This is a genomic window from Temperatibacter marinus, assembly GCF_031598375.1.
Taxonomy (GTDB): Bacteria; Pseudomonadota; Alphaproteobacteria; order Sphingomonadales; family Kordiimonadaceae; genus Temperatibacter; species Temperatibacter marinus.
Map to the genome: position 1 here is coordinate 1,913,332 of NZ_CP123872.1, position 24,220 is coordinate 1,937,551.

Annotated in this window: 19 protein-coding genes; 9 read left to right on the plus strand and 10 right to left on the minus strand. The window is 44.1% G+C overall.

Annotated features, from left to right (window positions below; genetic code table 11):
- Positions 1–44: 44 nt before the first annotated feature.
- Positions 45–821, minus strand: coding sequence for an alpha/beta fold hydrolase (locus QGN29_RS08510; RefSeq protein WP_310797428.1), 777 nt, complete (start codon positions 819–821; stop codon positions 45–47).
- A gap of 90 nt (positions 822–911) precedes the next feature.
- The gene (gene purD, locus QGN29_RS08515) at positions 912–2,192 is read right to left on the minus strand and encodes a phosphoribosylamine--glycine ligase (protein ID WP_310797429.1); all 1,281 of its coding nucleotides are present in this window, start codon (positions 2,190–2,192) and stop codon (positions 912–914) included.
- A 95-nt stretch (positions 2,193–2,287) separates the two neighbouring features.
- On the opposite strand from purD, the gene xseA reads away from it, so the two are divergent.
- From xseA to QGN29_RS08530, 3 genes are read left to right on the plus strand one after another with little or no spacing between them, the layout of a single operon-like run.
- A complete protein-coding gene (gene xseA, locus QGN29_RS08520; RefSeq protein WP_310797430.1) occupies positions 2,288–3,763 on the plus strand; it encodes an exodeoxyribonuclease VII large subunit in 1,476 nt (491 codons plus the stop codon).
- Positions 3,764–3,805: 42 nt separating this feature from the next.
- Positions 3,806–4,627 carry a M23 family metallopeptidase gene (locus QGN29_RS08525; protein WP_310797431.1) on the plus strand — a complete coding sequence of 274 codons (822 nt, stop codon included), beginning with the start codon at positions 3,806–3,808 and terminating at the stop codon, positions 4,625–4,627.
- A 17-nt stretch (positions 4,628–4,644) separates the two neighbouring features.
- Positions 4,645–5,331, plus strand: a complete 687-nt coding sequence (locus QGN29_RS08530; RefSeq protein WP_310797432.1) for a TorF family putative porin — start codon at positions 4,645–4,647, stop codon at positions 5,329–5,331.
- A 59-nt stretch (positions 5,332–5,390) separates the two neighbouring features.
- Here QGN29_RS08530 and QGN29_RS08535 read toward each other — a convergent pair whose 3' ends face one another.
- The 5 genes from QGN29_RS08535 to QGN29_RS08555 form a co-directional block, all read right to left on the minus strand.
- Positions 5,391–6,347 (minus strand): NAD(P)H-dependent flavin oxidoreductase, encoded by a 957-nt coding sequence (locus QGN29_RS08535; RefSeq protein ID WP_310797433.1) that lies wholly within the window; start codon positions 6,345–6,347, stop codon positions 5,391–5,393.
- A gap of 98 nt (positions 6,348–6,445) precedes the next feature.
- Positions 6,446–7,030, minus strand: coding sequence for a lipid-binding SYLF domain-containing protein (locus QGN29_RS08540; RefSeq protein WP_310797434.1), 585 nt, complete (start codon positions 7,028–7,030; stop codon positions 6,446–6,448).
- Positions 7,031–7,093: 63 nt separating this feature from the next.
- Complete coding sequence (hemF, locus tag QGN29_RS08545) at positions 7,094–7,981, minus strand: oxygen-dependent coproporphyrinogen oxidase (RefSeq protein WP_375164597.1); 888 nt, start codon at positions 7,979–7,981, stop codon at positions 7,094–7,096.
- A gap of 73 nt (positions 7,982–8,054) precedes the next feature.
- Complete coding sequence (locus tag QGN29_RS08550; protein WP_310797436.1) at positions 8,055–8,687, minus strand: DsbA family protein; 633 nt, start codon at positions 8,685–8,687, stop codon at positions 8,055–8,057.
- 88 nt (positions 8,688–8,775) lie between these two features.
- Positions 8,776–9,237 (minus strand): tRNA (cytidine(34)-2'-O)-methyltransferase, encoded by a 462-nt coding sequence (locus tag QGN29_RS08555; protein WP_310797437.1) that lies wholly within the window; start codon positions 9,235–9,237, stop codon positions 8,776–8,778.
- Positions 9,238–9,595: 358 nt separating this feature from the next.
- On the opposite strand from QGN29_RS08555, the gene petA reads away from it, so the two are divergent.
- The 5 genes from petA to QGN29_RS08580 all read left to right on the plus strand — a co-directional run bounded on the left by petA (position 9,596) and on the right by QGN29_RS08580 (position 15,067).
- Positions 9,596–10,153, plus strand: a complete 558-nt coding sequence (petA, locus tag QGN29_RS08560; RefSeq protein WP_310797438.1) for a ubiquinol-cytochrome c reductase iron-sulfur subunit — start codon at positions 9,596–9,598, stop codon at positions 10,151–10,153.
- Between the two features lie 13 nt (positions 10,154–10,166).
- Entirely contained in the window at positions 10,167–11,450 is a 1,284-nt protein-coding gene (locus tag QGN29_RS08565; RefSeq protein ID WP_310797439.1) for a cytochrome b, read from the plus strand.
- 16 nt (positions 11,451–11,466) lie between these two features.
- A complete protein-coding gene (locus QGN29_RS08570; protein ID WP_310797440.1) occupies positions 11,467–12,255 on the plus strand; it encodes a cytochrome c1 in 789 nt (262 codons plus the stop codon).
- Between the two features lie 117 nt (positions 12,256–12,372).
- Positions 12,373–13,293, plus strand: a complete 921-nt coding sequence (locus QGN29_RS08575; RefSeq protein ID WP_310797441.1) for a bile acid:sodium symporter family protein — start codon at positions 12,373–12,375, stop codon at positions 13,291–13,293.
- On the plus strand, positions 13,286–15,067 hold the full coding sequence (locus QGN29_RS08580; protein ID WP_310797442.1) for an N-acyl-D-amino-acid deacylase family protein: 1,782 nt from the start codon (positions 13,286–13,288) through the stop codon (positions 15,065–15,067). Before QGN29_RS08575 ends, QGN29_RS08580 begins: the two co-directional genes overlap by 8 nt.
- A 6-nt stretch (positions 15,068–15,073) precedes the next feature.
- On the opposite strand, the gene QGN29_RS08585 is transcribed toward QGN29_RS08580, so the two are convergent.
- Positions 15,074–15,781 (minus strand): PepSY domain-containing protein, encoded by a 708-nt coding sequence (locus QGN29_RS08585; protein WP_310797443.1) that lies wholly within the window; start codon positions 15,779–15,781, stop codon positions 15,074–15,076.
- Between the two features lie 75 nt (positions 15,782–15,856).
- Positions 15,857–19,228 carry a S41 family peptidase gene (locus tag QGN29_RS08590; RefSeq protein WP_310797444.1) on the minus strand — a complete coding sequence of 1,124 codons (3,372 nt, stop codon included), beginning with the start codon at positions 19,226–19,228 and terminating at the stop codon, positions 15,857–15,859.
- A 152-nt stretch (positions 19,229–19,380) separates the two neighbouring features.
- On the opposite strand from QGN29_RS08590, the gene QGN29_RS08595 reads away from it, so the two are divergent.
- The gene (locus QGN29_RS08595; protein ID WP_310797445.1) at positions 19,381–21,702 is read left to right on the plus strand and encodes a patatin-like protein; all 2,322 of its coding nucleotides are present in this window, start codon (positions 19,381–19,383) and stop codon (positions 21,700–21,702) included.
- A 41-nt stretch (positions 21,703–21,743) separates the two neighbouring features.
- Here QGN29_RS08595 and QGN29_RS08600 read toward each other — a convergent pair whose 3' ends face one another.
- Positions 21,744–24,008 (minus strand): ATP-binding protein, encoded by a 2,265-nt coding sequence (locus QGN29_RS08600; protein WP_310797446.1) that lies wholly within the window; start codon positions 24,006–24,008, stop codon positions 21,744–21,746.
- Positions 24,009–24,220 lie beyond the last annotated feature (212 nt).

Below are 24,220 nucleotides of genomic sequence, written 5' to 3' on the forward strand. Positions count from 1 at the left end.
CCCTAGAGGCTCCTTTTTTTATTCACCCTTGCTATGGCGCCACTCTATATCAGGGAAGCTATCATGGCATTCACTTGCCCTGCTTCTGTCAGATGACAAATATGGCTGCCGCGCATTACCTGTGCCCAGTTCATTGTTGGCTGATAGCGTTCTAACTGTTTTCGATTATTTTGTTGCCGGGTACCAGAAATATAACTGATGGGCGCCTTTGCAGATTTAAAAGCGCGCTTTCCATCATAATCAATCATATGAGCCCAAATGGCTTCGGCTGCATGTTTGTCGGCATGCTTGGATTGAGCCAGTAATTCTGCCTTATAATGGGGGTCAGTATCTGGCATCAGAAAAAAATGATCACAAAGCTGCTTCATTTGAAATTCAATGCCTCGTTCTCGAATGTTGTCTAAGGTTAATCGCATATTTTGGCGAATTTGCTTCATCATTATGATAGGCGCTGAATCAATCAAAATGAGTTGCTGAGAAATTGACTGATCTTGCCAATTCATTTCTAAAGCAACTAAGGCCCCTAGACTGTGGCCAATAAGGATGGGTTTTTTAAGCTTAAGTTTTTCGCAAAATCCGTTTAAAACTTCGCCGTATATGGTCATGGTGAAGTCAATTTTAGGCTTTGAGCTTTTGCCAAAACCTGGCAAGTCAACGACAAGACATCGGTGCGATTTTTTAAACGCTTTCACTTGTTCTTCGAAGGACTTATGTGTGGCACACCAGCCATGAATGAAGAGCAGCGTCGGCCTGTCTGAGTGATCTTTCGGTCCCTCGTCTTGGTAGAAAATTTTTAGTCCATAGATTGATGCAAAAGCCATAGCAAGTCCGTAAATTTTGGAAACTTTAACGCTTAAAAGTATATAAACCCTTAATTAGAGTTCAAAATTAACCTGCGTCAACTGTCTCCCTTAATTCTTGCTTTCTCGCTCAATGGCTCTCCAGCCAATGTCATTTCTTGTAAATCCATTAGGCCAATCAATTTTAGAGACAGTTTCATAGGCTTGCTTTTGAGCATCAGTCACCGTTTTAGCCTGAGAGACAATATTAAGAACACGGCCGCCAGTTGCGATTATCTGTCCTTCTTGTCGTCGGGTACCAGCATGAAATACTTTTGCACCAGTTGCGGCCTCTGCTGTCTCAATGCCTTTAATTTCTGTGCCTTTTTCATAAGGGCCTGGATAGCCTTTTGCACACATGACTACATTCATAACCGCATGATCAGACCATGTGAACGAGTGATCTGATAAGGTACCATTAGCAGTCGCCAAAAGGGCAGGGACGATATCACTTGTCATGCGGGTCATTAAAACCTGACACTCTGGATCGCCGAACCGGCAATTATATTCAATGAGTTGTGGGCCTTTGGCTGTGATCATCAACCCAGCGAAGAAAACGCCTTTATAAGGATGGCCTTTGTCGCGCATCGCAGTAACGGTCGGGGTTATAATCTCATCAAGAACGCGCTTTTCCATAGCAGCATCCATGATGGCAGCGGGGGAGTATGCACCCATTCCGCCTGTGTTTGGTCCCGTATCACCTTCTCCAACAGCTTTGTGGTCTTGGGCAGAGATCATCGGCAATACTGACTGTCCGTCGCAGAGAACAAAGAAGCTTGCTTCTTCCCCTATGAGCATTTCTTCAACAACGACCTCAGCACCAGCTTCTCCGAAAGCCCCGCCAAAAATATCATCGAGAGCCGTCAGAGCTTCGTCTAATGAATCAGCGAGGATCACCCCTTTGCCAGCCGCTAGGCCGTCAGCTTTTATAACGATGGGTGCCCCTTGTGCAACGACATATGCCCGTGCATCTTCGATGTTATCAAACCGTCCATAGGCGGCCGTTGGGATCTTATACTCTGCGCAAATATCTTTAGTGAACCCTTTAGATCCTTCGAGCTGAGCTGCAGCGGCTGTCGGCCCAAATGCTGGAATGGAGGCAGAAGTTAGACTGTCGACTAAGCCTTCAACAAGAGGCTGTTCAGGACCGACAACGACAAGATCAATTCCCTTGTCTACACAAAATTTAATCACAGCTTCATGATCACTAGTGTTTAGGGTAACAAGTGTTGCGCACTCTCCCATGCCGCCATTTCCTGGAGCAGCATAGACAGTCTCAACAAGGGGACTCTGTGCAATTTTCCAACATAGAGAGTGTTCGCGACCGCCAGAACCTATCACTAGAATATTCATAAAAGTCTTTCCTTATGCCCATAAGCTTATCTTGAAATTTGCCCCTTTGTAGAGCATAAAGATCATAAAGAAAATAAAAAATAGGGTAATATCGAGTGGATCCGTCAGAAAATCATTCAAAGAGATCAAATGTCCCAGAGCTGACTGTCTCAGAATTGGCACGTGCGCTAAAATCTACCGTAGAGGATCGGTTTGGCTATGTGCGTCTTAGGGCCGAGTTGTCAGGTGTGAAAAGGGCTGCATCTGGTCATGTCTATATGGCATTAAAAGATGATCAAGCTGTCATTGACGGCGTGTGCTGGCGCGGTGTCGCAAGTAAACTCTCTTTTCGTCCAGAAGATGGCTTAGAGGTCATAGCATCAGGGAAGTTGACTACGTATCCGGCGCGATCAAAATATCAGATGGTTATTGAGAAAATGGAGCCAGCTGGTGAAGGTGCTCTTATGGCACTTTTAGAAGAGCGAAAGAAAAAACTTGCCGCGGAAGGGTTGTTTGCGAGTGAGCGGAAAAAGCCTATACCCTATTTACCTCAAACCATTGGCGTTGTGACCAGTCCAACAGGAGCTGTCATCAGGGATATCATTCACCGCTTGAATGATCGATTTCCTCGGCATGTCATTATATGGCCTGTTCTTGTTCAAGGAGAAGGGGCAGCTGATCAGGTTGCAACAGCGATCCAGGGCTTTAATGCATTGCCCTTAGATCAGAGTGGTCTTGTAAAGCGCCCGGATTTATTGATCATTGCCCGAGGCGGGGGATCAATCGAAGATCTATGGTCTTTTAATGAAGAGCAAGTTGTTCGGGCCATTTCTGCGAGTGACATACCGATCATTTCTGCTGTAGGGCACGAAACGGATACAACTTTATCGGACTATGCGGCTGATCTACGCGCTCCAACGCCGACAGGAGCTGCAGAGAAAGCTGTGCCCGTCAAAGCCGAACTTGAAGCAACAATCGCAGATTTAGGTCGCCGTCTTGATGCGCAAAAAGGGCGATTAATCTCTGATCGTATGGACCGATTATTAGGCATAGCCCGTGGCATGCCTGCCCCTCGGGATTTTCTAGGACTGCCCGGTCAACGTTTGGATGACTTGGGGGATCGTTTGCCTCGAGGATTAAGGGCTGTGACCCAAGAAAAATCTAGCATATTGAACCGCATTCTGGGCGGTCTCAGTCATGGCAGGTTAAAGCAATCTGGTGAGTATGCAAAGGGACAGTTTACACAAATTGATCAGCGACTATCACCAGCCTATGCAAGATCAATTGAGAAGCGAAATGATCGATTAACAGCGATATCTCGCATGCTCGAAAGTTTATCTCATAAAAGTGTTCTGCAGCGAGGGTTCGCAATGGTCTCTAGTGCTGAGGGGCATCTTATTACCAGTGTACAAGATCTGAAAGCTGACGAGCTTTTATCTTTAACATTTAAGGATGGATCAACAGATGTCGTTGTTTCTGATGCGGAAAGTCATGCAGTAATGCCAACCCAGAAAAAGCCCCCCCCTGTCAAACCAAAAGCAAAAAAGACGCAAAAGCAAGCCAAAGACGAGCGTCAAGGCAGTTTGCTTTAGCCTTGTCCTACTTTAGCCTAATTTTATTGATTGAGTGAACCTATGAGACTGATTTGTACATTTTTGATTCTTCTGACGTCAATGCCCCTACTGAGCGTTGAAGGGCATCAATTTCGTTTTGATGGAGACCTCAAGCAAGGAGGCCTCATAAAAGGGCAGGTAACGCCTGGCAGCAAAATTCTTTTTGATGGAAACCCCATTAAAGTCGGAGATAAGGGCCATTTTGTTCTCGGATTTGGGCGCGATTATAAAGCTGTAGCTTTTATAAAAGTATCCTATCCGGATGGAATGAGCTCTAAACATGAGTTGATGATTAGTCCAAGAGAGTTTGATATAGAAAGGGTCGATGGCCTACCGCCTAAAACAGTATCCCCACCAAAATCATGGCTTGCTCGCCGCAAGATTGAAAACGGACGTGTTAGAAAAGGGCGCAGTTTTAAGACTGATGAACTGTTCTGGTTTTGGGGGTTTAAAAAGCCCGCAGAAGGTCGGTTTTCTGGTTTTTATGGATCACAGCGCATTCTTAATGGTAAGCCAAGAAGCCCTCACTATGGTTTGGATATTGCAAATAAAACGGGTACACCTGTGACAGCACCTGCAAGCGGTGTGGTTCGGTTAGCAGCTTCTGATTTTCTCCTAGAAGGGGGCATTATTATCATTGATCATGGTTTTGGTGTTACTAGCACTCTCTTTCATTTGCATTCTGTGGATGTTAAGGAAGGGCAGTTTATAGAAAAAGGAAAAGCTATAGGGTCCATTGGTTCTACTGGTCGATCAAGTGGACCGCACGTGGATTGGCGACTGAATTGGGGGAATGTAAGACTAGATCCTGGCCTTGTTATCGGGCTAGATAAAACAAAATAAAAAAAGGACACGAGGAAATGAAAATAAAAAATGTAACACTGGGAGTGAGCTTGTTGATTGGCACTGTAGCCATGCCTGCAACAGCTCAAGACATCACTGTAGATGGATTACTTGGACTGGTTACTGATTACCGTGAAAATGGTGTGAGTTTAACGAGCAAAGATCCGGCGGCAATCGGTAATTTAAGATTAACCCATAAAAGCGGTCTTTACGGAGATATCTTTTTAGCCAGCATGGGGGATAGAAGCGGCGATGATGTGATTGTTGACAGTACTCTTGGCTACAGCTGGGACGGTGATGTCTATTCCTATAGTCTCGCCACGTCTCTTAAGTCTTATCACGGGGGGCCTGATGAAAGTCGCTTTTATCCAGAGATAAAAGCATCCATCAGTCGTGACTTTGGTATTTTCTATGTAAAAGGGGGACTGGAATATGCTTTTGACGGTCGTTGGTTTGCTCAGGATAACAATGCAATATATGGCTCAATCGATTTAGAACTGCCTGTCCCTAAAATGCCGGAATTAACTGTGGTGACGCATTTGGGATATGATATGATTGATGGGTATCAGAATGGATGGGATTGGCGTGTCGGTCTTTCAGCCTTCCATAAAGATTTTGAATTAACCTTAATGTATGATGACAGTTCGCTGAATATTCCAGACGCGAGCGGGACAGTCTCATTTGGTTTGAAATGGTATTTTTAAGAAAGAAAAAGCCTCCCTGTACTGGGGAGGCTTTCTAGTTTTAAACCACACTCTGGATTTTAAGCATTATATTCGGCGGCCATCTGCTCAATAAGATCTTTGACTGTAGGGCTATCTTCAATAAGAGCAATGCCTTGCCCCGCGCTGTAAATCGATTTCCATGCTTTTTTAGTGCCCCCGCCGCGAGAATTTTCCTGACTTGGAGCAAAATTCGGACTGTCTTTTAGAGGATCACCAGTTTCAGGGTCTAAGCCGGCCATCTCTAAGCTTTCTTTAATGAAATTTCCCCAAATTCCTGAGACTTTGTTGGTGTAGATAATATCGCTGCTGCCATTTTCATGGATTTGACGATGATAGTCTTCGTCCGCATTGGCTTCTTTTGTAGCGATGAAGCGGGTGCCCATATAAGCAAAGTCGGCCCCCAGTATTTCTGCAGCCTTTATGTGGGCACCGTTTGAAAGGGTGCCTGATAGGATGATGGATAATTCTGGGTAGGTTGCTCGGAGCTCTGGGATAAAGGCAAAAGGGTTGAGCTTGCCGGCATGACCGCCAGCGCCAGAACAGACAGCAATGATCCCGTCAACACCGGCTGATGCTGCTTTGCCGGCATGATACATATGGATTACATCGTGATAAACTTGCCCCCCGTAAGCATGTACCTTCTCTACAATATCTCCCGGATGTCCGACAGACGTTATAACCAGAGGAGGTTGGTGCTTGAGCACTAGTTCAATGTCTTCTTGTAACCGTGTATTGGATTTATGAACGATAAGATTAACGCCCCAGACAGCAGAGGGAGATTCTGGATTAGCCGCATCATAATCGGCTAGGTCTGCTTTGATTGTGGCCATCCATGTATCGAGGTCTTCGATGCTGCGTGCGTTTAACGTCGGAAAAGTACCAATGACACCGGCTTTGCATGTCGCCGTGACAAGCTCAAGCCCGGAAACAATAAACATCGGGGCTGCGATGACGGGTACTTTAAGGCCCTTTTGTAATGATGAGGCGATTGGCATAAATTCTCTCCCTGAACGATACAATTGTGTTGATAAGAGAGATTAATCTATTTTCAGGAGGGGGCAATAGCTATTTTACCGTGATGATAGTAAGTGATCTATTGATTAAGTTTTTTGTCTTTCCAATATTTGGTCCCTTGGAGCGTGGCTTGTAGAGAAAGGCCCGCTTCAGTCATGTGATAGACAGTCACGCTGTTGCCAATATCTATTGCTCCTGAAATTTCACCACCTTTATCTCCAGAGCGAGCAGAAGCATCTGCTTGGCCAGAAAAATCCCATCCTTTGTTCACAAAAGCATCAAAAGCTTCTCGGGTATGGAAGGCGAATACAGCTCTGAAGTCTTTCACGCCGACGCCTAATCCAACACCAGCAGTTCCCATTTTCATGAAGGTTTTTTGACCAGTTTCATTGTCGATGGCCACTCCTTTTCCGCCGCCCGCGCTGATCAGAAGCAAGTTGACCCCAAGATTAGAGAAAACTGCATATCCATAGGCATCTTCAACATAGGTTTTAGCATCACGTTTTTCTCTATAAAGACGGACAAGCACATCATCATGCATATGCATGATTTTTGTGCGCTTCTTCTCAGACTTTGTCCTGCCACTCTCTTGGGCGCTTGCAGAGAAAGTGTGAGGCATCAACAATGTGAATACTAATGTGACATAAAGACTTAATTTTATCATAGGTCATCTCCCAAAAATTGTGACGCTAGCTGAAGAATATGATCAAAAAGTGGTTTCGCTAATTTATGGCCATTTCGCCTCAGGTGGCAGTGACATCAAAATCGCCTCAACATTGCCATTTGTCTTCAGGCCAAAAGTCGTTCCTCTATCGTACACTAAATTAAATTCAGCATAATAGCCTCTATATTTTAACAGCTCTTCCCTTTCCTCAGTTGTCCATTCTTCATTCATATGCCGGCGGACAAGCTCAGGATATATGCTGTTAAAGGTTTTCCCAATGTCTTGAGTGAAGGCAAAATCATCTTCCCAAGTCCCTGTATTATGTTGATCATAAAAGATTCCGCCTTCTCCGCGGGCTCTTTTGCGATGCTTTATATAAAAATAGTCGTCACACCATTTCTTAAACTTAGGATAATAGTCTGGGTTGTGGGCATCGCATGCGGCCTTAAAGGCCTTATGGAAATCCGATGTGTCTTTTTTCACAGGTAACGCTGCGTTTAGATCAGCGCCGCCCCCAAACCAATGTTTTGTAGTCGCTATAAAGCGCGTGTTCATATGTACCGCAGGGACTTTAGGGTTGTTCATGTGGGCGACCAAAGAGATGCCAGTGGCAAAAAAACGAGGATCTTGGTCAGCACCTGGAATGTTTTTAGCAAATTCTGGTGTGAAAGTGCCGTGCACTGTAGAAACATTGACACCAACTTTCTCAAAAACACGTCCACCCCGCATGATGGACATTACACCGCCCCCACCGTGGCTGCCATCCGCTTGATCTTCTCTGTCCCATGGTGTTCGGTCAAACCGACCGGCAGGGCGATCAGAAAGAGGACCAGCGGCCTCTTTTTCGATCGCTTCAAAACTGGCGCAAATTTGATTTCTTAGCTCTTCAAACCACTCTTTGGTTCGGACTTTATAGCTTTCAAGATCAGACATAGTTTTCTTCTGCTTCATTGTTGTTGAATGGCTCAGGGCCTAGCCTATAACAGAATCCAATGCAAGGCCTATCAAGAATTAGTAGAAGGATTTATGAATCGCTTCCGGTGCAAGAAAACTCCCTGCGTTTGGCCTTCTCTTCTTCTGCATCAAGCCGGAGCATGAAAAATACAAGGTCTTGTGTTGAAGGTAATCCTAAGAGAGGCGGACGTCCTGTTTGATCAATGCTTGGCAGCCGTGCTTCAATTCTATCGGAAAGCCATTCTTCCTTCCATTCAGTCATTAAGGTTAGAGTTTCTGAAGATATTTCAGGCAGTTCACAGTCGGCACGCTTCATCATTTCTTTAATGATACTGATGTCTGATATATCTGCACCGCCTTGCCATAAGGCTTTATAGGCAATGTCGCGTAATCGTTTTGCTGCTGAAACATCAGTTCTGCCGATTTCAGCTAAAATGCACTGGATTACAGAGGTGTTAGGTCTAAAGCCTGGATTGTTGATGCGAATATCTGGAGCGCGCGGTTCTAACCTTATGAGTTCTTCTTTTAAGCGCACCATATCAAGAGGATCTACGCGAATAGAATCTGTCTCCGGAATATGTTCAATATAACGCCATTCTATCTCATCAATTGTGGATGCAAGGTTGTCTAAGCGCTCATTTAGTGCAAAGCAAAAAGGACAGTTAATGTCGATATAAATTTTATAACTTGTGCCTGCGCTCATTTATCTATTCTCGGTGCGTACGACCCTGATTCACTAAAACAGTTTTATAGGGTAAATGCAATGGAAAACATTGAATCTACTATAAAATTTATACTGAATACCCCTTAGTTTGGCGTAAGGCTTCACCGATTACCATCGCACCAGCTAGGGCAACATTGAGAGACCTCATGCCTGGGGCCATTGGGACATATAAGCGCTCGCTCGCTCTAGAATGAACAGTGTCCGGAACACCGGCCGACTCGCGGCCTAGTAAAAGAATATCATCTTGAGTAAAAGAGAAGTCAGGCAGAGGGCTGGCCCCTTTCGTCGTCAGTAGAACAAGCCTTTTATGGTTTTCATCCACCCAGTTACAAAAATCTGCAAAGTCATCATGGTGATACAGGTCAACATGATCAGCGTAATCCATGGCTGATCTGCGCAATGCCTTGATAGAAAAAGGAAAACCACAAGGTTCTATTACGTGTATACCAACATTCATGCAGGCGCCGAGACGCATCAGTGTACCTGTGTTCTGTGGGATGTCGGGTTCATAGAGTGCAATATGCAACATTCGACCATGGCTCCAAAAATCAGTCTAATAAGGTTTCTTCAATCGTTTCTTTCGCTTTCTATAGGCTATTTAAGGTCAAAAAACAGAAAAAACCCAAAAAAATATGCATTTTTCCAGATAAACTCTTGAACCTTTTTCTCTGACAGACTAAACCAATTTCCAATCACTGGGCGAAGTGCGCCTTGTGAATGTCGTCTAGCGTGATAAGATACAGATGTTATGCCTGTTGAAAAATCCATGTCTAGAAGGATTGTTTAAAGAGGTGTAATGACTTTTTAAGAGTTAACACCTATACAGTAAGCGTTGGTTGAGTGGAGAAAGCTTGGGGCTGGATCCTCAAACCTACAGGGAAGAATAGATGAGCACTAACGAGAATTCAAATGCACATGGAGACGGCGCAACTCGCCGTGATTTCCTTCATGTTGCTACGGCTGGTGTAGGCGCAGTTGGCGCAGCGGCAGCAGTATGGCCATTTATTGATCAAATGAACCCTGCTAAAGATACTTTAGCAGCTGGTTCTGTTGAGCTTGATTTGTCTGCAATTGGCGAAGGCGAGTCAGTCGTGATCAAATGGCGTGGTAAACCAGTCTTCGTTCGTCATCGTACCGCTGCAGAAATTGCACAAGCGAAAGCAGATGATAAGGCAGTTTTGGTTGATCCTGAAACAGATGAAGCCCGTATTACGGCTGGCCGCGAAAAATGGCTGGTGGTGATGGGTGTATGTACTCACCTTGGGTGTGTGCCTCTTGGTAGCCGTTCTGGTGATGATAAAGGCGAGTTTGGTGGCTGGTACTGCCCTTGTCACGGATCTCACTATGACACATCTGGTCGTATCCGTAAGGGTCCTGCACCGACAAACCTTGAAGTTCCGGGAGCTATTACCTTCCTGAGCGACACAAAAATCAAAATCGGTTAAGGGGAGTTTTACGATGGGATCTTTTCCTGGTCCGGCTTTCAAGCCACAAAATTCGGTAGTCGCATGGATTGACCAGCGCTTACCTATTTTCTCACTTGTTCATGGCGCCCTTGGCCCTGGCTATGGTGCTCCTCGAAACTTGAACTACATGTGGAACTTTGGGTCTCTTGCGGGTTTATGCCTGGTGATTCAATTGCTCACGGGTATTGTTCTTGCGATGCACTATACGCCGCATGTAGATATGGCCTTCGATAGCGTTGAGCGCATTATGCGTGATGTTAATAACGGTGCAATGATCCGTTACATGCATGCGAACGGTGCATCTTTTTTCTTCATTGCTGTTTATATCCATATCTTCCGTGGTCTTTACTATGGTTCATATAAGGCACCGCGCGAAATCTTGTGGATGCTTGGTGTGGTGATCATGCTTCTGATGATGGCAACTGCCTTCATGGGCTATGTGCTTCCATGGGGACAAATGTCATTCTGGGGTGCACAGGTTATTACAAATTTATTCTCTGCAATTCCAATTGTAGGTGAAGATATTGTAACGCTTCTTTGGGGTGGTTTCTCTGTTGATAATCCAACGTTGAACCGTTTCTTTAGCCTGCACTATCTCCTGCCATTTGTGATTGTTGGTGTTGTTATTCTTCACATTTGGGCATTGCATATTCCTGGGTCAAATAACCCTACAGGTGTTGATGTTAAGACAAAAGCTGACGTTATTCCATTCCATCCTTATTATACAATCAAGGATGTATTTGGAATTTTTGTCTTCCTCACAGTCTTCTGCCTCTTCCTCTTCTATGCACCAAATGCGATGGGACACCCAGATAATTACATCCCTGCGAATTCGATGGTTACGCCGTCTTCAATTGTTCCTGAATGGTATTTCTTGCCGTTCTACGCAATTTTGAGGTCTGTTACATTTGATATATTAATCATTGATGCAAAGCTTGGCGGCGTCCTTGCGATGTTTGCTTCCATTGGTGTGTTGTTCGTTCTTCCTTGGTTGGACGGCAGCAAAGTCCGCAGCATGAAATATCGTCCGACAACACGTATGTTCTTCGTGATCTTTTTGATCGACGTGGTTATCTTAACCTGGGTTGGTGCACAGAAACCTGATCTTGTGATCCTTGGATCTGAAGATGGATTTGCTCTTAGAGCGGTGCACTTGGGTCAGATTTCAACTGCCTATTATTTCGCTTACTTCTTGGTAATTACTCCGTTATTATCTCGTCGTGAAAAAACATTGCCTGTGCCTGAGAGCATTATGGCATCTGTAACTAAGTCTTAAGAGAAGGGATTTGAGAATGAAAAACTTGAAAAAACTCTCTATCGCTGCTTTCGCTGTTGCAGCTGCTGTCACTGGCGCAGTTTATGCAGCTGGCGATGCGAAGAAACCTCGTCAAGTTGATTGGTCTTTCAATGGGCCTCTTGGCAAATATGAGAGAGCATCTGCACAACGTGGCTTCCAAGTCTTCCGCGAAGTGTGTGCGGCTTGTCATGCATTGAAATATTTCAAATTCCGTAATCTAGAAGATATTGGCTATCCTGAAGCACAGATCAAAGCGATCGCTGCAGAATATACAATGTCTATTCCAGGTGAAGTGGATTCCTCAGGAGATCAGATTGAACGGTCTGGTTTACCTAAAGACGGTATTCCTTGGACATTTGATAATGAAGAGCAAGCGACAGCTGCAAACGGCGCTCTGCCACCTGACTTATCCTTGATCACAAAGGCTCGCCATGATGGTGCTAACTATCTTTACAGCCTTTTAACTGGCTATGATGGACAAACACCAGACGGTAAGTATAAGAACCCTTATTTCCCAGGCGGTGTTATTACAATGGCCCCTCCGATTATGGATGATTTGGTGGAATATGCTGATGGGACACCGGCTACAGCAGATCAGATTGCAAAAGATGTAACCATGTTCCTTGCCTATGTGGGAGAGCCTGGCCTTGAAGATCATAAAAAACGGGGTGTTCTTGTGATCCTCTTCTTGCTGGTTATGACTATTTTGTCTTACTTCTCAATGAAGAAGATTTGGGCGCCGGTTAAGCGTGGTGAAGATGTGATGCCTTCTTCTGAAGAATAAGTCCTTCTTTATAAAATTTGAAAGCCCTGCATTTTTGCGGGGCTTTTTTTATGCAGTTTCTCTTTGATTTTTATCGTTTCTATTGTCACACTCTGAAAAGGGAGTGAGGAGAGTCATTTGTTTGATTTTGATATGGAAGCCATTGACCGCGTTGTGATTTCAATGGACTCTACGATGCAGGGCATTTTAGCAGCGATTCTTATTTTTATGATGTTTAGTGTCGCCTTAGGATTGCGAGGATCTCATTTTACGCGCATCGTACAAGCACCAGGAGATGTGGTATCTGGATTACTGGTGCAAGTGATTGGATTGCCAGCGGTTACAATGGCGTTTATTCACCTTCTTCAACTGCCGGCTTCTATTGCTTTGGGTTTGATCATAGTTGCCAGTTGCCCTGGCGGTAATGTGTCTAATTTTTTCGCACGTATTAGTCATGCGAACGTTGCTTACTCTATTACCCTCACGGCACTGTCTGGTATATTTGCAGTGCTTATGATCCCGATCTCTGTGTTATTTTGGGGAGGCTTATACGAACCAATAGATCTTCTGTTAAAGGAGATAGATTTAGATCGCGGTCTGTTTTTCATCCGAATTTTTGCAATGCTTGGTTTCCCTTTATTTGTCGGAATGATGATTGCTCATAAGCACCCTGATTTCGCTGATAGGTTACAAAAGAAAGCGGTCCCTCTATCTGTTGTCCTGTTAGGTGTCTTAATCGTGATCACGGTCAGTCAAAACTCAGACTTACTTTTTAGTTTTGGCCCATCCATTTTGTCTGTTGTTGTTTTGCATAATATTGTAGCTTTTGCCCTTGGGGGCATAGCAGCCGCTTTGCTTATGAAAGAAAGAGGGAAGTTTAGAACGCTTATCTTCGAAGTAGGGCTGCAGAACACAGGCCTTGCTCTTGTAATACTTTTATCGGAATTTCAGGGACTCGGAGGAGCAGCGCTCATTACTGCTACATGGGGCATATGGCATATGGTCACTGGATTTGGGTTAGCTGGATTATTTAGATTACAGGATAAGAAGCATGACTGACATACTTATTAAAAATGGGATGATTATTGACGGGACAGGTCGTGAGGCTTTTGTTGCTGACATAGCTATTCAAAATGGCCTTATTTCTGCTATTGGGTCAGCTCTTGGTAAAGCGGATGAAATTATTGATGCTAAAGGGCAGATCGTTACACCTGGATTTGTGGATCTACACACCCATTATGATGGCCAGGTCAGCTGGGATGAAAAGCTTGAGCCGAGTGTTTATCACGGTGTCACTACAGTTGTTATGGGGAATTGCGGTGTTGGATTTGCCCCTGTGCACCCAGAAGATCATGAAAAACTGATCAGCTTGATGGAGGGAGTGGAAGAAATTCCTGGAGCAGCTCTTGCAGAAGGCCTTACATGGGAATGGAGCAGCTTTCCTGAATATCTTGATGCCATTGACACACCCCATACCATCGATTTTGCCGCCCATCTCTGTCATGACCCCCTGAGGGTTTATGTGATGCGCGACCGTGCGCTCTTTGATCAAGAAGCAACTGAGGAAGATATCTCGGCAATGCGCCTGTTAACAGAAGAAGCCTTGGCTGCAGGGGCTATAGGATTTTCAACAGGCCGCTCTGATGTACACAGATCCAGCGAGGGTGAGTGGACACCTTCAAGTGAAGCGACTGAGGAAGAATTGGCTGGCATTGGGGCAGCGCTCTCAAGTTCAACGCACGGCGTTCTACAAGCGGTGAATGATTTTGATTTGGAACGGGATGATCAAACAGCATTTGAACGTGAATGGGCCCTCCTTGAAAAATTTGCCCAGTCTTCAGAAGGTCGGCCTTTTAGCCTTTCACTGATGCAGCGGGATTTTGCACCTCAACAGTGGCAGCATATTCTGGAAAAAGCAGAAAAAGCCAAAGCCAAAGATATCGACATCCGATTGCAAGTGGCTCCGCGCGGCATTGGCGTAACCTTAGGGCTTAACTGTACGTTTCATCCATTTATGGGACATCCAAGTTATAAGAAAATTCATGATAAACCTTTAAGGGACCGTGTCACCTTGATGAAAGACCCGGCCTTTAAAGTCCAATTACTGAGTGAAACAATGGAGCCCCTTGCTGGGGATGGTACACCGATCCCGCCGCTCGCTGATAAACTCCTTCAGATGATTGATTTTATAAGTTGCAAAATGTTTTTACTGGATGAATACCCTGACTACGAACAAGGGCCTGAGAATTCTGTTTATAAGATGGCTGAAAGGGCAGGCGTGCCTCCTCTTGAAATGATCTATGATCTCATGCTTCAGGACGAAGGGCAGGCCTTCATTTATTTCCCAATTTATAACTATACGAATATGAATTACGATGCCTTAGAAGAGATGATGGCGCATCCTCAATCTCTTATGGGGTTAAGTGATGGCGGTGCTCATGTGGGCACGGTCTGCGATGCCAGTTTTCCAACTTATCTCTTGTCCCATTGGACACGAGATAGAACTCGTGGCAAAAAGATTTCTCTAGAAGAGGCAGTTAAGAGACTAACCAGTGAAAGTGCAGATTACATTGGGTTTCAGGATCGCGGTCGTCTAGAGGTGGGTAAGAAAGCAGATATTAATATCATTGACTATGATAAACTGCGTATTAAGCGCCCCACTATGGTGACAGATTTACCTGCAGGCGGTAAAAGGTTGATGCAAAAAGCCGAGGGTATGACCGCAACGCTTGTCGCCGGAAAAGTGATCTTGAAAGATGGATGCCTAACGGGTGAGTTGCCCGGACGTCTCGTACGCGGCGGCCAACTAAAAGGCAAGCTAGCAGCAGAATGATAAATTCTATAACTTAAAGTCTCTCTTTGAGAGCCTGAACCAGAGCATGAAAAATCCGGTCAAAAGAAAAAGAACGGCTGAAAAAGAAAATGCAAGTAAAAGTGGGTTATTGAAATTGTCGCGGGCTTCATAATCCATAATATGCAACATCCAGACAAAGTCAAAGAGGCGCCAAGTATCCGTACGCCAAGAGAGAACTTGTCCCGTTTGTGGTGAGATGTAGACATTTAGGTTGTCTGGCGTATTAAAACTGACCTGCCAAATAGGAAATGATCCTCGATACTCAAAATCAGGGGCTGCAGAGGAGAGCAGTTCAATGGTTTTTATGGGGGCAGATCCATTGAAATTCTCTGTCGCTATACGCTTAATCCACTCTTTTGAAAGCGGTGATAACGGGGCACCTGTATGAGCATGATAAAGCCTTGTCTGACCCTCGTGTCGTGTAATTCTATAAACCGGTACTTTATAAAACTCTTCATAGTTAACGCCCACGATCGTGCCCCAATCCGGAAGGTTTTGAATTGGAAACCTTGCGGGCTGTTTGAGGATTGCCTGTGGGAGATCAACTCTTAGGTGCTCGCCCCTAACATTTTCTATCTCTAGAAAACTCATTATAAAACCACCTGCGACCCATAGCAGAAGCTGGAGGCCGATAAGAAGGCCAAGAAGTTTGTGTATTCTAGAAATAGCGATATGAAGTCTTTGGCGTGTCATCGTAGTTAATTCTCAAAAATATGCCCTGCCAGCGATCACTAGCAGGGCATAAAGAGTTGCGCAAGAGGTGCTTTGTTATTTAGCGTCTAGCTTCTGCAATAACACCTCAACAGCTTTAGCAATTTGTTTGTCTTCCCCCTTTGCGGAAGAGACAGCATCATTGGCTACCTTATGGGTTGGTTCTAGTTGTTTGTTTTCCAAATAGTCTCCGGCCATGTTTTTAACGCCGACTTGTGGAATACCGAAGAATACGTCTCCTGATACAAGCAACTCCCACCAAACAGCTGTCATTGTTCCAGGGACTGGCATGCCAACTGTTTCCCCAATATTGAGTGCTGTATAGGCAAATGGGAAACCATAAGCATCGGAATAATTTCCTTCGCCCATTACGACGATAGATGGTTTTGTATATTGGTCTCCAGGGTCTCCGTTATACTGACGGCCTCTGACATGCATGGTCGAATAGTCTTTGCCAGCTAAGAGTTTTGCCAAGTCGTTATGTAGCCATCCTCCACCGTTCCAGCGCGTATCAACGATTGCGGCTTCTTTATCAAACCCATTCCCCATAAGATCTGAGTATACCTCGCGGAAGCTCGCATCATTCATAGAACGTACATGGACATAGGTGAGACGCCCGCCTGAAAGTTTCTTGACAAGATTGCGGCGATTTTTAACCCAACGATGATACATTAATTCATCTTCAGCTCTCTTGGCGATTGGACGGATCACTTCATCAAGTGTGTTGCCCTCTGAATCTACGAAGGTGAGGCGCGTTCTTTGTCCCGCTTTGTTATTCATTAAGGCATTAAAGTTCGTAGTACTGCTTAACAGTTTTCCGTCTACAGCTGTGAGCTTCATTCCAGTCTTCACTTTGGATTTAGCCTTGTCTAGTGGACTGCCTGATAAGATTTCGTCGACGGTTAACGCTCCTGCGGTATCTGTCATATCAAAGAGAATGCCAAGACTCGCCGTGGCATCTGAACCAGGCATACGTGCGCGGTAATACATGCCGGTATGAGAAGCGTTGAGTTCACCTAACATTTCTTCCATCATGCGTGCAAAATCTCTGTTGTTTGCAAGAGCAGGGAGTTTAACTTTATAATCCGCCTTCATCTGCGCCCAGTCTATACCGTGCATATTAGGGTTATAGAATTTATCTTGAACCTGTCGCCACACATGCTCAAACATATAAGCCCGTTCTTGGTCAGCTTTTAATTCCATGACCGGTGCAAGCGCAATTGGTTTAGGACGACCGCCAGAGATCGGAGCTTTCATTAATCGTCCATCAGCAAGCAAAAAGATTGATTTGTCATCTTTTGACAATTCCATTGAAACTGTACGAGCATTTAACGGTAGAATAAGCTTTGTGCCTCGCTCGCGTAATTTCTGCTCCCATAGATTAAAACCACCCTCAAACCGTGTTAGATAAAGAAGCTTGTCAGCTTTCTTAGTCATGGCATAATCTGTCATATTGCTAGAGTGGACAGTCAAGCGGACAGTACGGTCCGGAAGGTTGGTCAGATCAACAGTAAGAGGCTTCTCTTTTGCCTTGTCCTTCTTTTTGTCTTCTTTTTTATCAACTGATTTCGGAACAGTTTCTTTTTTTACGTCCTCTGAAACATCTTTTCCAGAATCTGTTTGGTCAGAATCAGCTTTGTCAGCTTTAGCTTTTTCAGCGGCTTTTTTCTTTTCTTCTTTGGCCTTTTTCTTGGCTTTTTCCTCTTTTTTCTTCCGCTCTTTCTCAAGCTCTTTCATGAGCTCATAGTCTTCTTTGCTCATGGTGAATTCGTCATAAGCATCTTGGGTTAAAAAGGTAGCGAATACATCAGAATCAGCACCCCAGCTCCCGTGATTGCGGCGCCCATATTTTAAGGATCCATATATAATTGATTGACCGTCTTTATTCCATTTTGGATAAAAAGAAGAATAGCCACTTTGTGACAGATCCACTGGCTCTGCACTTCCATCTGCTGGAAAAACACCAATCTTAGAATAGAAAAGGCGTCCTTTAGTAGCAAAGCTTGCAGTGAGCCACTTGCTATCAGATGCCCAGCTATAAGATATATCCCCATCCGCATAGCTATAGTTCCACTTGCCGTCGAGGGCTGTGACGATTTTCCCGCTCTCACGATCAACAACATTAATGGCATCTCTATTCGCTAGGAAGGCAACTTTCTTGCCGTCTGGAGAATAAGTAGGTTGGAAACTTTCGTTGTCTTTGTCTGCAAGGACTTTCTCTGTGAAACCTGTAGAAGCATAGAAATATTTTTCGCTTTCATCTTTGAGGCTGGCTTCAATAATTTTCCATTTGCCACCGCGCTCTGATGCATAAACGAGCGTTTTTCCGTCAGGGGCAAAACTTACACTGCGTTCTTGTTCAGGTGTGTTGGTGACACGCACAGTTGTTGCAAAATCAGTGCTTGTCACATAAACTTCACCGCGGGCAACAAAAGCAACTTCTTTTCCGTTCCCAGAAACGGAAAATTCACTCACATTTCTTGACACTGGTAAAGTGACATAATCATTGTTTTGGCCGTCGACTGCGATGGTGATCTTGACCTTTTTAGGGGATTTGCCGCGCAGGGTGTAGATATCACCGTGCTGTGTGAAGGCCATAGTTCCTTTAGAGGATATAGACAAGCCGCGAACAGGATGGGTTTCGAAATCTGTGATTTTTGATTTATTGCCATTGGATAAGTTCATAGACCAGACATTGAAATTGTTATGACCGTCTTCTGACAGATAATATGCTTTATTTGATCCAGACCAGACGGGTGAATGATCGGCTCCTTCGAATGTAGTAAGCTGAGTATGGCTGCCGTCTTCGCTATTATATAGCCAGATATCTCTTGCAAAAGCTGAGATGTCATGTTTACGAAGATCACTTTCTAAAGCTTTCTCATCTCGGTATAATATTTTTGTTCCGTCGCTATTCCATTGAGCTTCAGATGTGGCAGTTGTCAGTAGCTGAGATGGGGTGCCGCCCTTCGTAGAAACCTTGTATAATTCATTCAAACTGCCTCGCGGAAAAAGACTGCTCTCAACAGCATCTGTTCTAGTACTATTAAAGAGGATCATCCCGTTATTAAAATCAGTCGGTCTATCATTACTTGAATGATGTGTAAGGCGTTTGGCTTTGCCGCCTGACGCTGGCATTACAAAGATGTCTAAATTGCCGTGACGATCACTGGCAAAGGCAATTGATTTTCCGTCATCAGACCAGACGGGATGTCCTTCCCAGGCTGAATGCATGGTCAAGGGTGTGGCTGCGCCGCCTTTAGCTGCAACCTTAAATAAATTGCCTTTATAACTAAAGACAATCTCTTTGCCGTCTGGTGAAATGGCAGCATGTTGATACCAATCTCCTGAGACGTTTGATTGTGCAGCAAGGGGTAAAGTCATGCCCATCGTCATGACTGTAGATAGAATCCATCTCGATTTATTCATTATTTCCTCCCAAAAATATTTGCAATGAAACTATAGAAGGAAACGGTCTATTGCAAGAGTGTATATGGAGGCTATGCCTTTCGTTTACTAATCATTATTCCTTTTTTTTTACAGTAAGTTATGGCATTCTATGATGAAACAAGGATTAAACGATGCGGGAACTGGAATTGAGGCTAGCGCTTGTCTGTTACGGCGGTGCGTCCTTAGCTGTTTATATGAATGGTATTACAGCAGAACTCTTGAATGTAGTTCGTGGCTCGCGCAATCTATATCAAAATGATCATGAAAATATTGAGCGCGACTCCAATCATCCAACTGTTGAGCTCTACCGACAATTGCTTGAGGACTTGTCGCCAAATGTACAAATTCGTGTGATCGTCGATGTCATCTCAGGGGCTTCAGCTGGCGGTATTAACGGTGTCATGCTTGCTCGGGCTTTAGCCCATGACCTAGACTTTGCTCCTCTTAAGAAAATGTGGCTTGATCTTGGTGATGTTGAAGAATTGATGGATAGTAAGACGATTGCTGATAAGTGGTCTAAGCTTTTCATGGTGCCTATCATGCGTCTGTTTGGACGTAAAATGACCGGAAATGCTTTTGATGATCCGGAAATAAAACGGAAATTATTACGGTTTGTGCGGTCCAAATGGTTTAAGCCTCCCTTTTCGGGGGAAATCATGTTGGGTTGGATGCTTGAGGCTGCAAGAGATTTAGGAAAGAGCCAACAGTCGAAAGGTAGCCTTCTCCCGCGTGGGCACAGGCTTGATCTTTTCGTACCTGTAACTAATTTTTACGGCCAGAAGAAAACCATGCCCCTACATGATCCTTCGACGATTAGTGAGCCCCGTCATGCACTGACACTGAAATTTTCTCATATTCGTGGATACGGTGAGGATCACGGTCAGCATGCTCTGAGTGATGATAATATCGCGGCGTTAGGGTTTGCAGCACGCGCAACAAGCAGTTTCCCAGGAGCCTTCCCCTCTGTTAGTTTTAATGAACTAGAGGAAAAAATACATAAAATGGGACTGCGCTGGCGCTACCGTCAGAAGTTTCTTGCTCGGAACTTTCCAACGGATCATAAAAAATATGCTTTGCTCAAGAAGATGTCCTTTGTGGATGGTGGTGTAACAAACAATAAGCCTTTTGATAGTGCAATTAAAGCCATTGAGGGTCGCCCAGCGCATCGTCAGGTGGACCGCCGGATGATCTTTGTTGATCCTAGCCCTGAAACAGAGACAAGCTATCGAGATCAAATTCAGCCTGCACCTGGTTTTTTTAAAACGATTCTTGGATCGATGACAACCATCCCGCGGGCAGAGCCCATCTATAACGACTTACAAGATATAGAGGCGCATAACGAAAGAGTTTTAGAGAATAAAAAGCATTTATCAGCCATTTCATTCGACGCTCAAACATATACAGATCAATTTGTCACAAAAAGAAAATGTAAACATATTGACGTGGCATTATTGGCATCATGGCGTGAACAAAGCCATGAGAGTGCACATAAAATGGCAGGGATTAGCTATGGGCCTTATATAGAGATAAAGAAAAGGCAGATTCTTGATCTATTTACTCAGCTTTTAGCCGCCTTGTATAAGAAGCCCCTTTCAGAGATGAAGCCTGTTGTAACGGAGTGGGCAATTGAAAGTTTTTTAACACGATCTATTGGCGCGAAAGATGAGAATTTTGACGAAAAGAGTTATATGGAAGGTCTCATTTCTCTTTTCCGTTCTTTAGATTTACCTTATCGAATTCGGCGATTACGGTATGTGATCAAGCAGACCACTGAAATGATGTCCAATTCTCTGTCTGATGTTGACTATAAAACTTTGCAAAAAATTAAGGCTCTTTGTTATACTCATTTGGATGATTTGACACGGTATATGCATATCAGTGCATTCGAAGGTCTTGTGTTTGACCGCATAGACCCTATTAGCCATGCGGCAACAGTCATTAGTGATCATCTTGATCTTGAAAATAAAGATTTAGCCCTTGATGAAGCACTTGCGCCGATCCTTATGGAGTTCCAAGGTGAGGAAGGGCGGCTTGGGATTGTTCAAGCTTATATAGGTTTCACATTCTACGATGTGCTCTCCTTACCCTATCACAGAAATATTCATCACTCTGATCAAGCGGATATACGCGTTAATCGCATTAGCCCCCAGGATTGTCGGACAATTTTAGGTCATGAGTTTATTGGTCCACTCATGGGGACAGAGCTGTATAACTTTGGCGCCTTTTTCTCAAGACGAGCAAGAGAGAATGATTTTCTATGGGGGCGCATTCATGCGGCTTGCCGTATGCTAGATTTTGTGGTGAATGCGGCAAAACCTTTTGGATTGCCAGAAGGCTTTGATCCAGAATCTTATCGTAGAAATCTGTTGTTGGCAATTTTAGAGGAAGAGGAAAAAGAACTGACAACTATCTTGGATGTTATTAGTGCCTTGAAGGTGAAGTGGACAGGATGATCCTGTCTATCCTTTCAGAATGGATTTTTAGGGTTCGACCTCTAGGGCTTTGTATATTTTGCCTCTAGCTCTGATAGCGTCATCTTAATTTCTTGCCAGTTGAATGGCTTGCTAAAGCATCCATTCATCCCCACTTTAAAATAAGATTTTATATGATCATTTTCAGTGTTGGCAGTGAGTGCATAAATAGGTGTGTCAATATGATGAACCATAGAGCGTCTGATAATATCGACAGCTTGTACACCGTCTATCACAGGCATTTGAATGTCCATTAAAATGACGTCAAACATCTCTGTTTGGCAGATATCAATCGCTTCCTGTCCGTCATGGGCAAATGTGAGGTTAAGCCCCCATTTATTCTGCATGACTTTTTCAATGATAGTTCTATTCAGTGAAACGTCCTCAGCAACAAGAACTTTTAAGGCCTCAAGTTCAATCGGAGCTTCAACAGGTTTCTCACTCTGAATGGCTTCCTCTAAATTTAACTCAAGAGAGAAAGTCGATCCAACCCCTTCTTCAGACTCTACTGTGATTTTGGCTGCCATAAGGTTTGCTAAACGATCAGAAATGGCAAGGCCAAGACCTGTGCCGCCTTGTTTTCTGCGGAAAGTATCTTCTAATTGTTCAAAAGCAATAAAAAGATCTTCTCTTTTGTCTTGCGGAATGCCAATGCCAGAGTCTTTAACTTTAAATGTTACTTTTCGGTTATTCTCATCACTTTTAGATGCGATATGACTAGAGAGTTCTACGGCCCCTATATCTGTGAATTTTATGGCATTGGTGACAAAGTTATGCAGGATCTGTTTGATGCGAATGTCATCACCGATCATTAGAACATCAGGCCCCTTTGTCTGATTTCGAAAATCTAACTTTTTCTGATCTGCATTCGGCTTGTGCGTTTCAAAGACGTCTTTGACGATTTTACTAGGGGAAAATTCGGTGGGGATTAGTTTTACTCTATCAGATTCAAGGCGCGTCATCTCAAGAATGTCATTCACGATCGTCATGAGCAAACGATTGTTTTCATTACCAGCTTGAATGAGTTTCTGCGCTTCTTCTGGAAGGTCCATATCGACAAGTAATTCAAGAATGCCCATTATGCCCGTTACCGGGGTCTTGATTTCATGGGATACGACAGCGAGAAAATCACTCCTAGACTTAGCCTTTTCATTCGCCGTTTCAGCAGCCTCGCGGAGCGTATCAGAAATCGCACGATCATTTGAGATGTCTCTGAACATGCCAAACAAAAAGGGGACACCTTCAAATTCTTGATATTGTGCTTGCGACATAACGCGGGCTTTGGAGCCGTCCTCACAGACTAAGTCATATTCGAAGGAGAACCCTGCTTTGTTTTGGGCAGACCACTTAATGTGGTTATCTACTGCAATGCGATCAGCTTCGCTGTAGTAATTAATAGCGTCTTCCAAACTTGGAAGGCCTCTTTCCTTAGGTCTTTTGTGGATCGCATAAATTCCTTCTGACCAATAAACCTCTTCTGTTACTAAATTCAGATACCAACTGCCGTAATTCCCCATAACTTCATTGTGAATCTGTTGCATTTTTAAAAAGTCATTTTTATGGAGTGCCAATGTCAGCTTATCATTTTTTAAACTCAACTTGCGCTGACTAGATTTTAAGGATGATATCAGTGAAATAATTGAAGCATTAAGAGGGACAAAAATAAAGATAATTTCTATAAGAATAACGCCAATGGTTAGAATATAAGCAATTAACTCAAACCGAGAAAGGAAGGCTGCATCAGAATCAGCCGCCAGCTGAAATGCATCAACGACCGCGTTCAACTCAGTCAGAATTGGATCCAAAGCTGTGCGTCTCATCTCGATCAAGGGGAGATGACTTCCCGAAGGATTAGTCAAGACCATCTGAGCTTGATTTAGATAATGCGTAAGAGTGGTCTCAAAACTTCCTTGATCGCGAGACAGGTAAAACTCTTGAATTTCTTGTGGTAAACGCCCTTGCTCGCTAAGTGCCTTTGCTGAGACACTCAGAGCCTCATGATTAGCCTTAAAAGTAGAAAGAGCTTTTTCTAATGCAGTAGCCGCAGTTTTTTGTGTACTTAGATCAGCTTGTGAATGCGCGATCATCACTTGTTCACTATGAAGGAGGATTTGCTGACTGAGCATTCGTTGTTTGCCTGATGTATTAATCAAAGCGGCCCAGCCTGAAGATATGCCAATCGAATATTGAGCCGTTGCAAAAATTGCCGTAGCCAAGAAGAACAGAACGCTCAGGGCGATTGCATAGCGTACCCATATTCGGCCTGGTTTTAACTCATTTCTGCTCATTTAAATCCCATTCCCACGATGAAATAATCAGTTGTACAGCAATAACCTAGAAGGAAGGGATTGCTCCTGTCAATTTCAATTAAATTGCAACGACAAGTTCTTGCTATAAAGGCAGGCTTCTGCTAGAGACGAGGCATGACAATATATTCGTTCACAATAGGCATACGAATTATAGGCCCGGCGCTAGCATAGCGTTCCGGGATTTTGCTGTT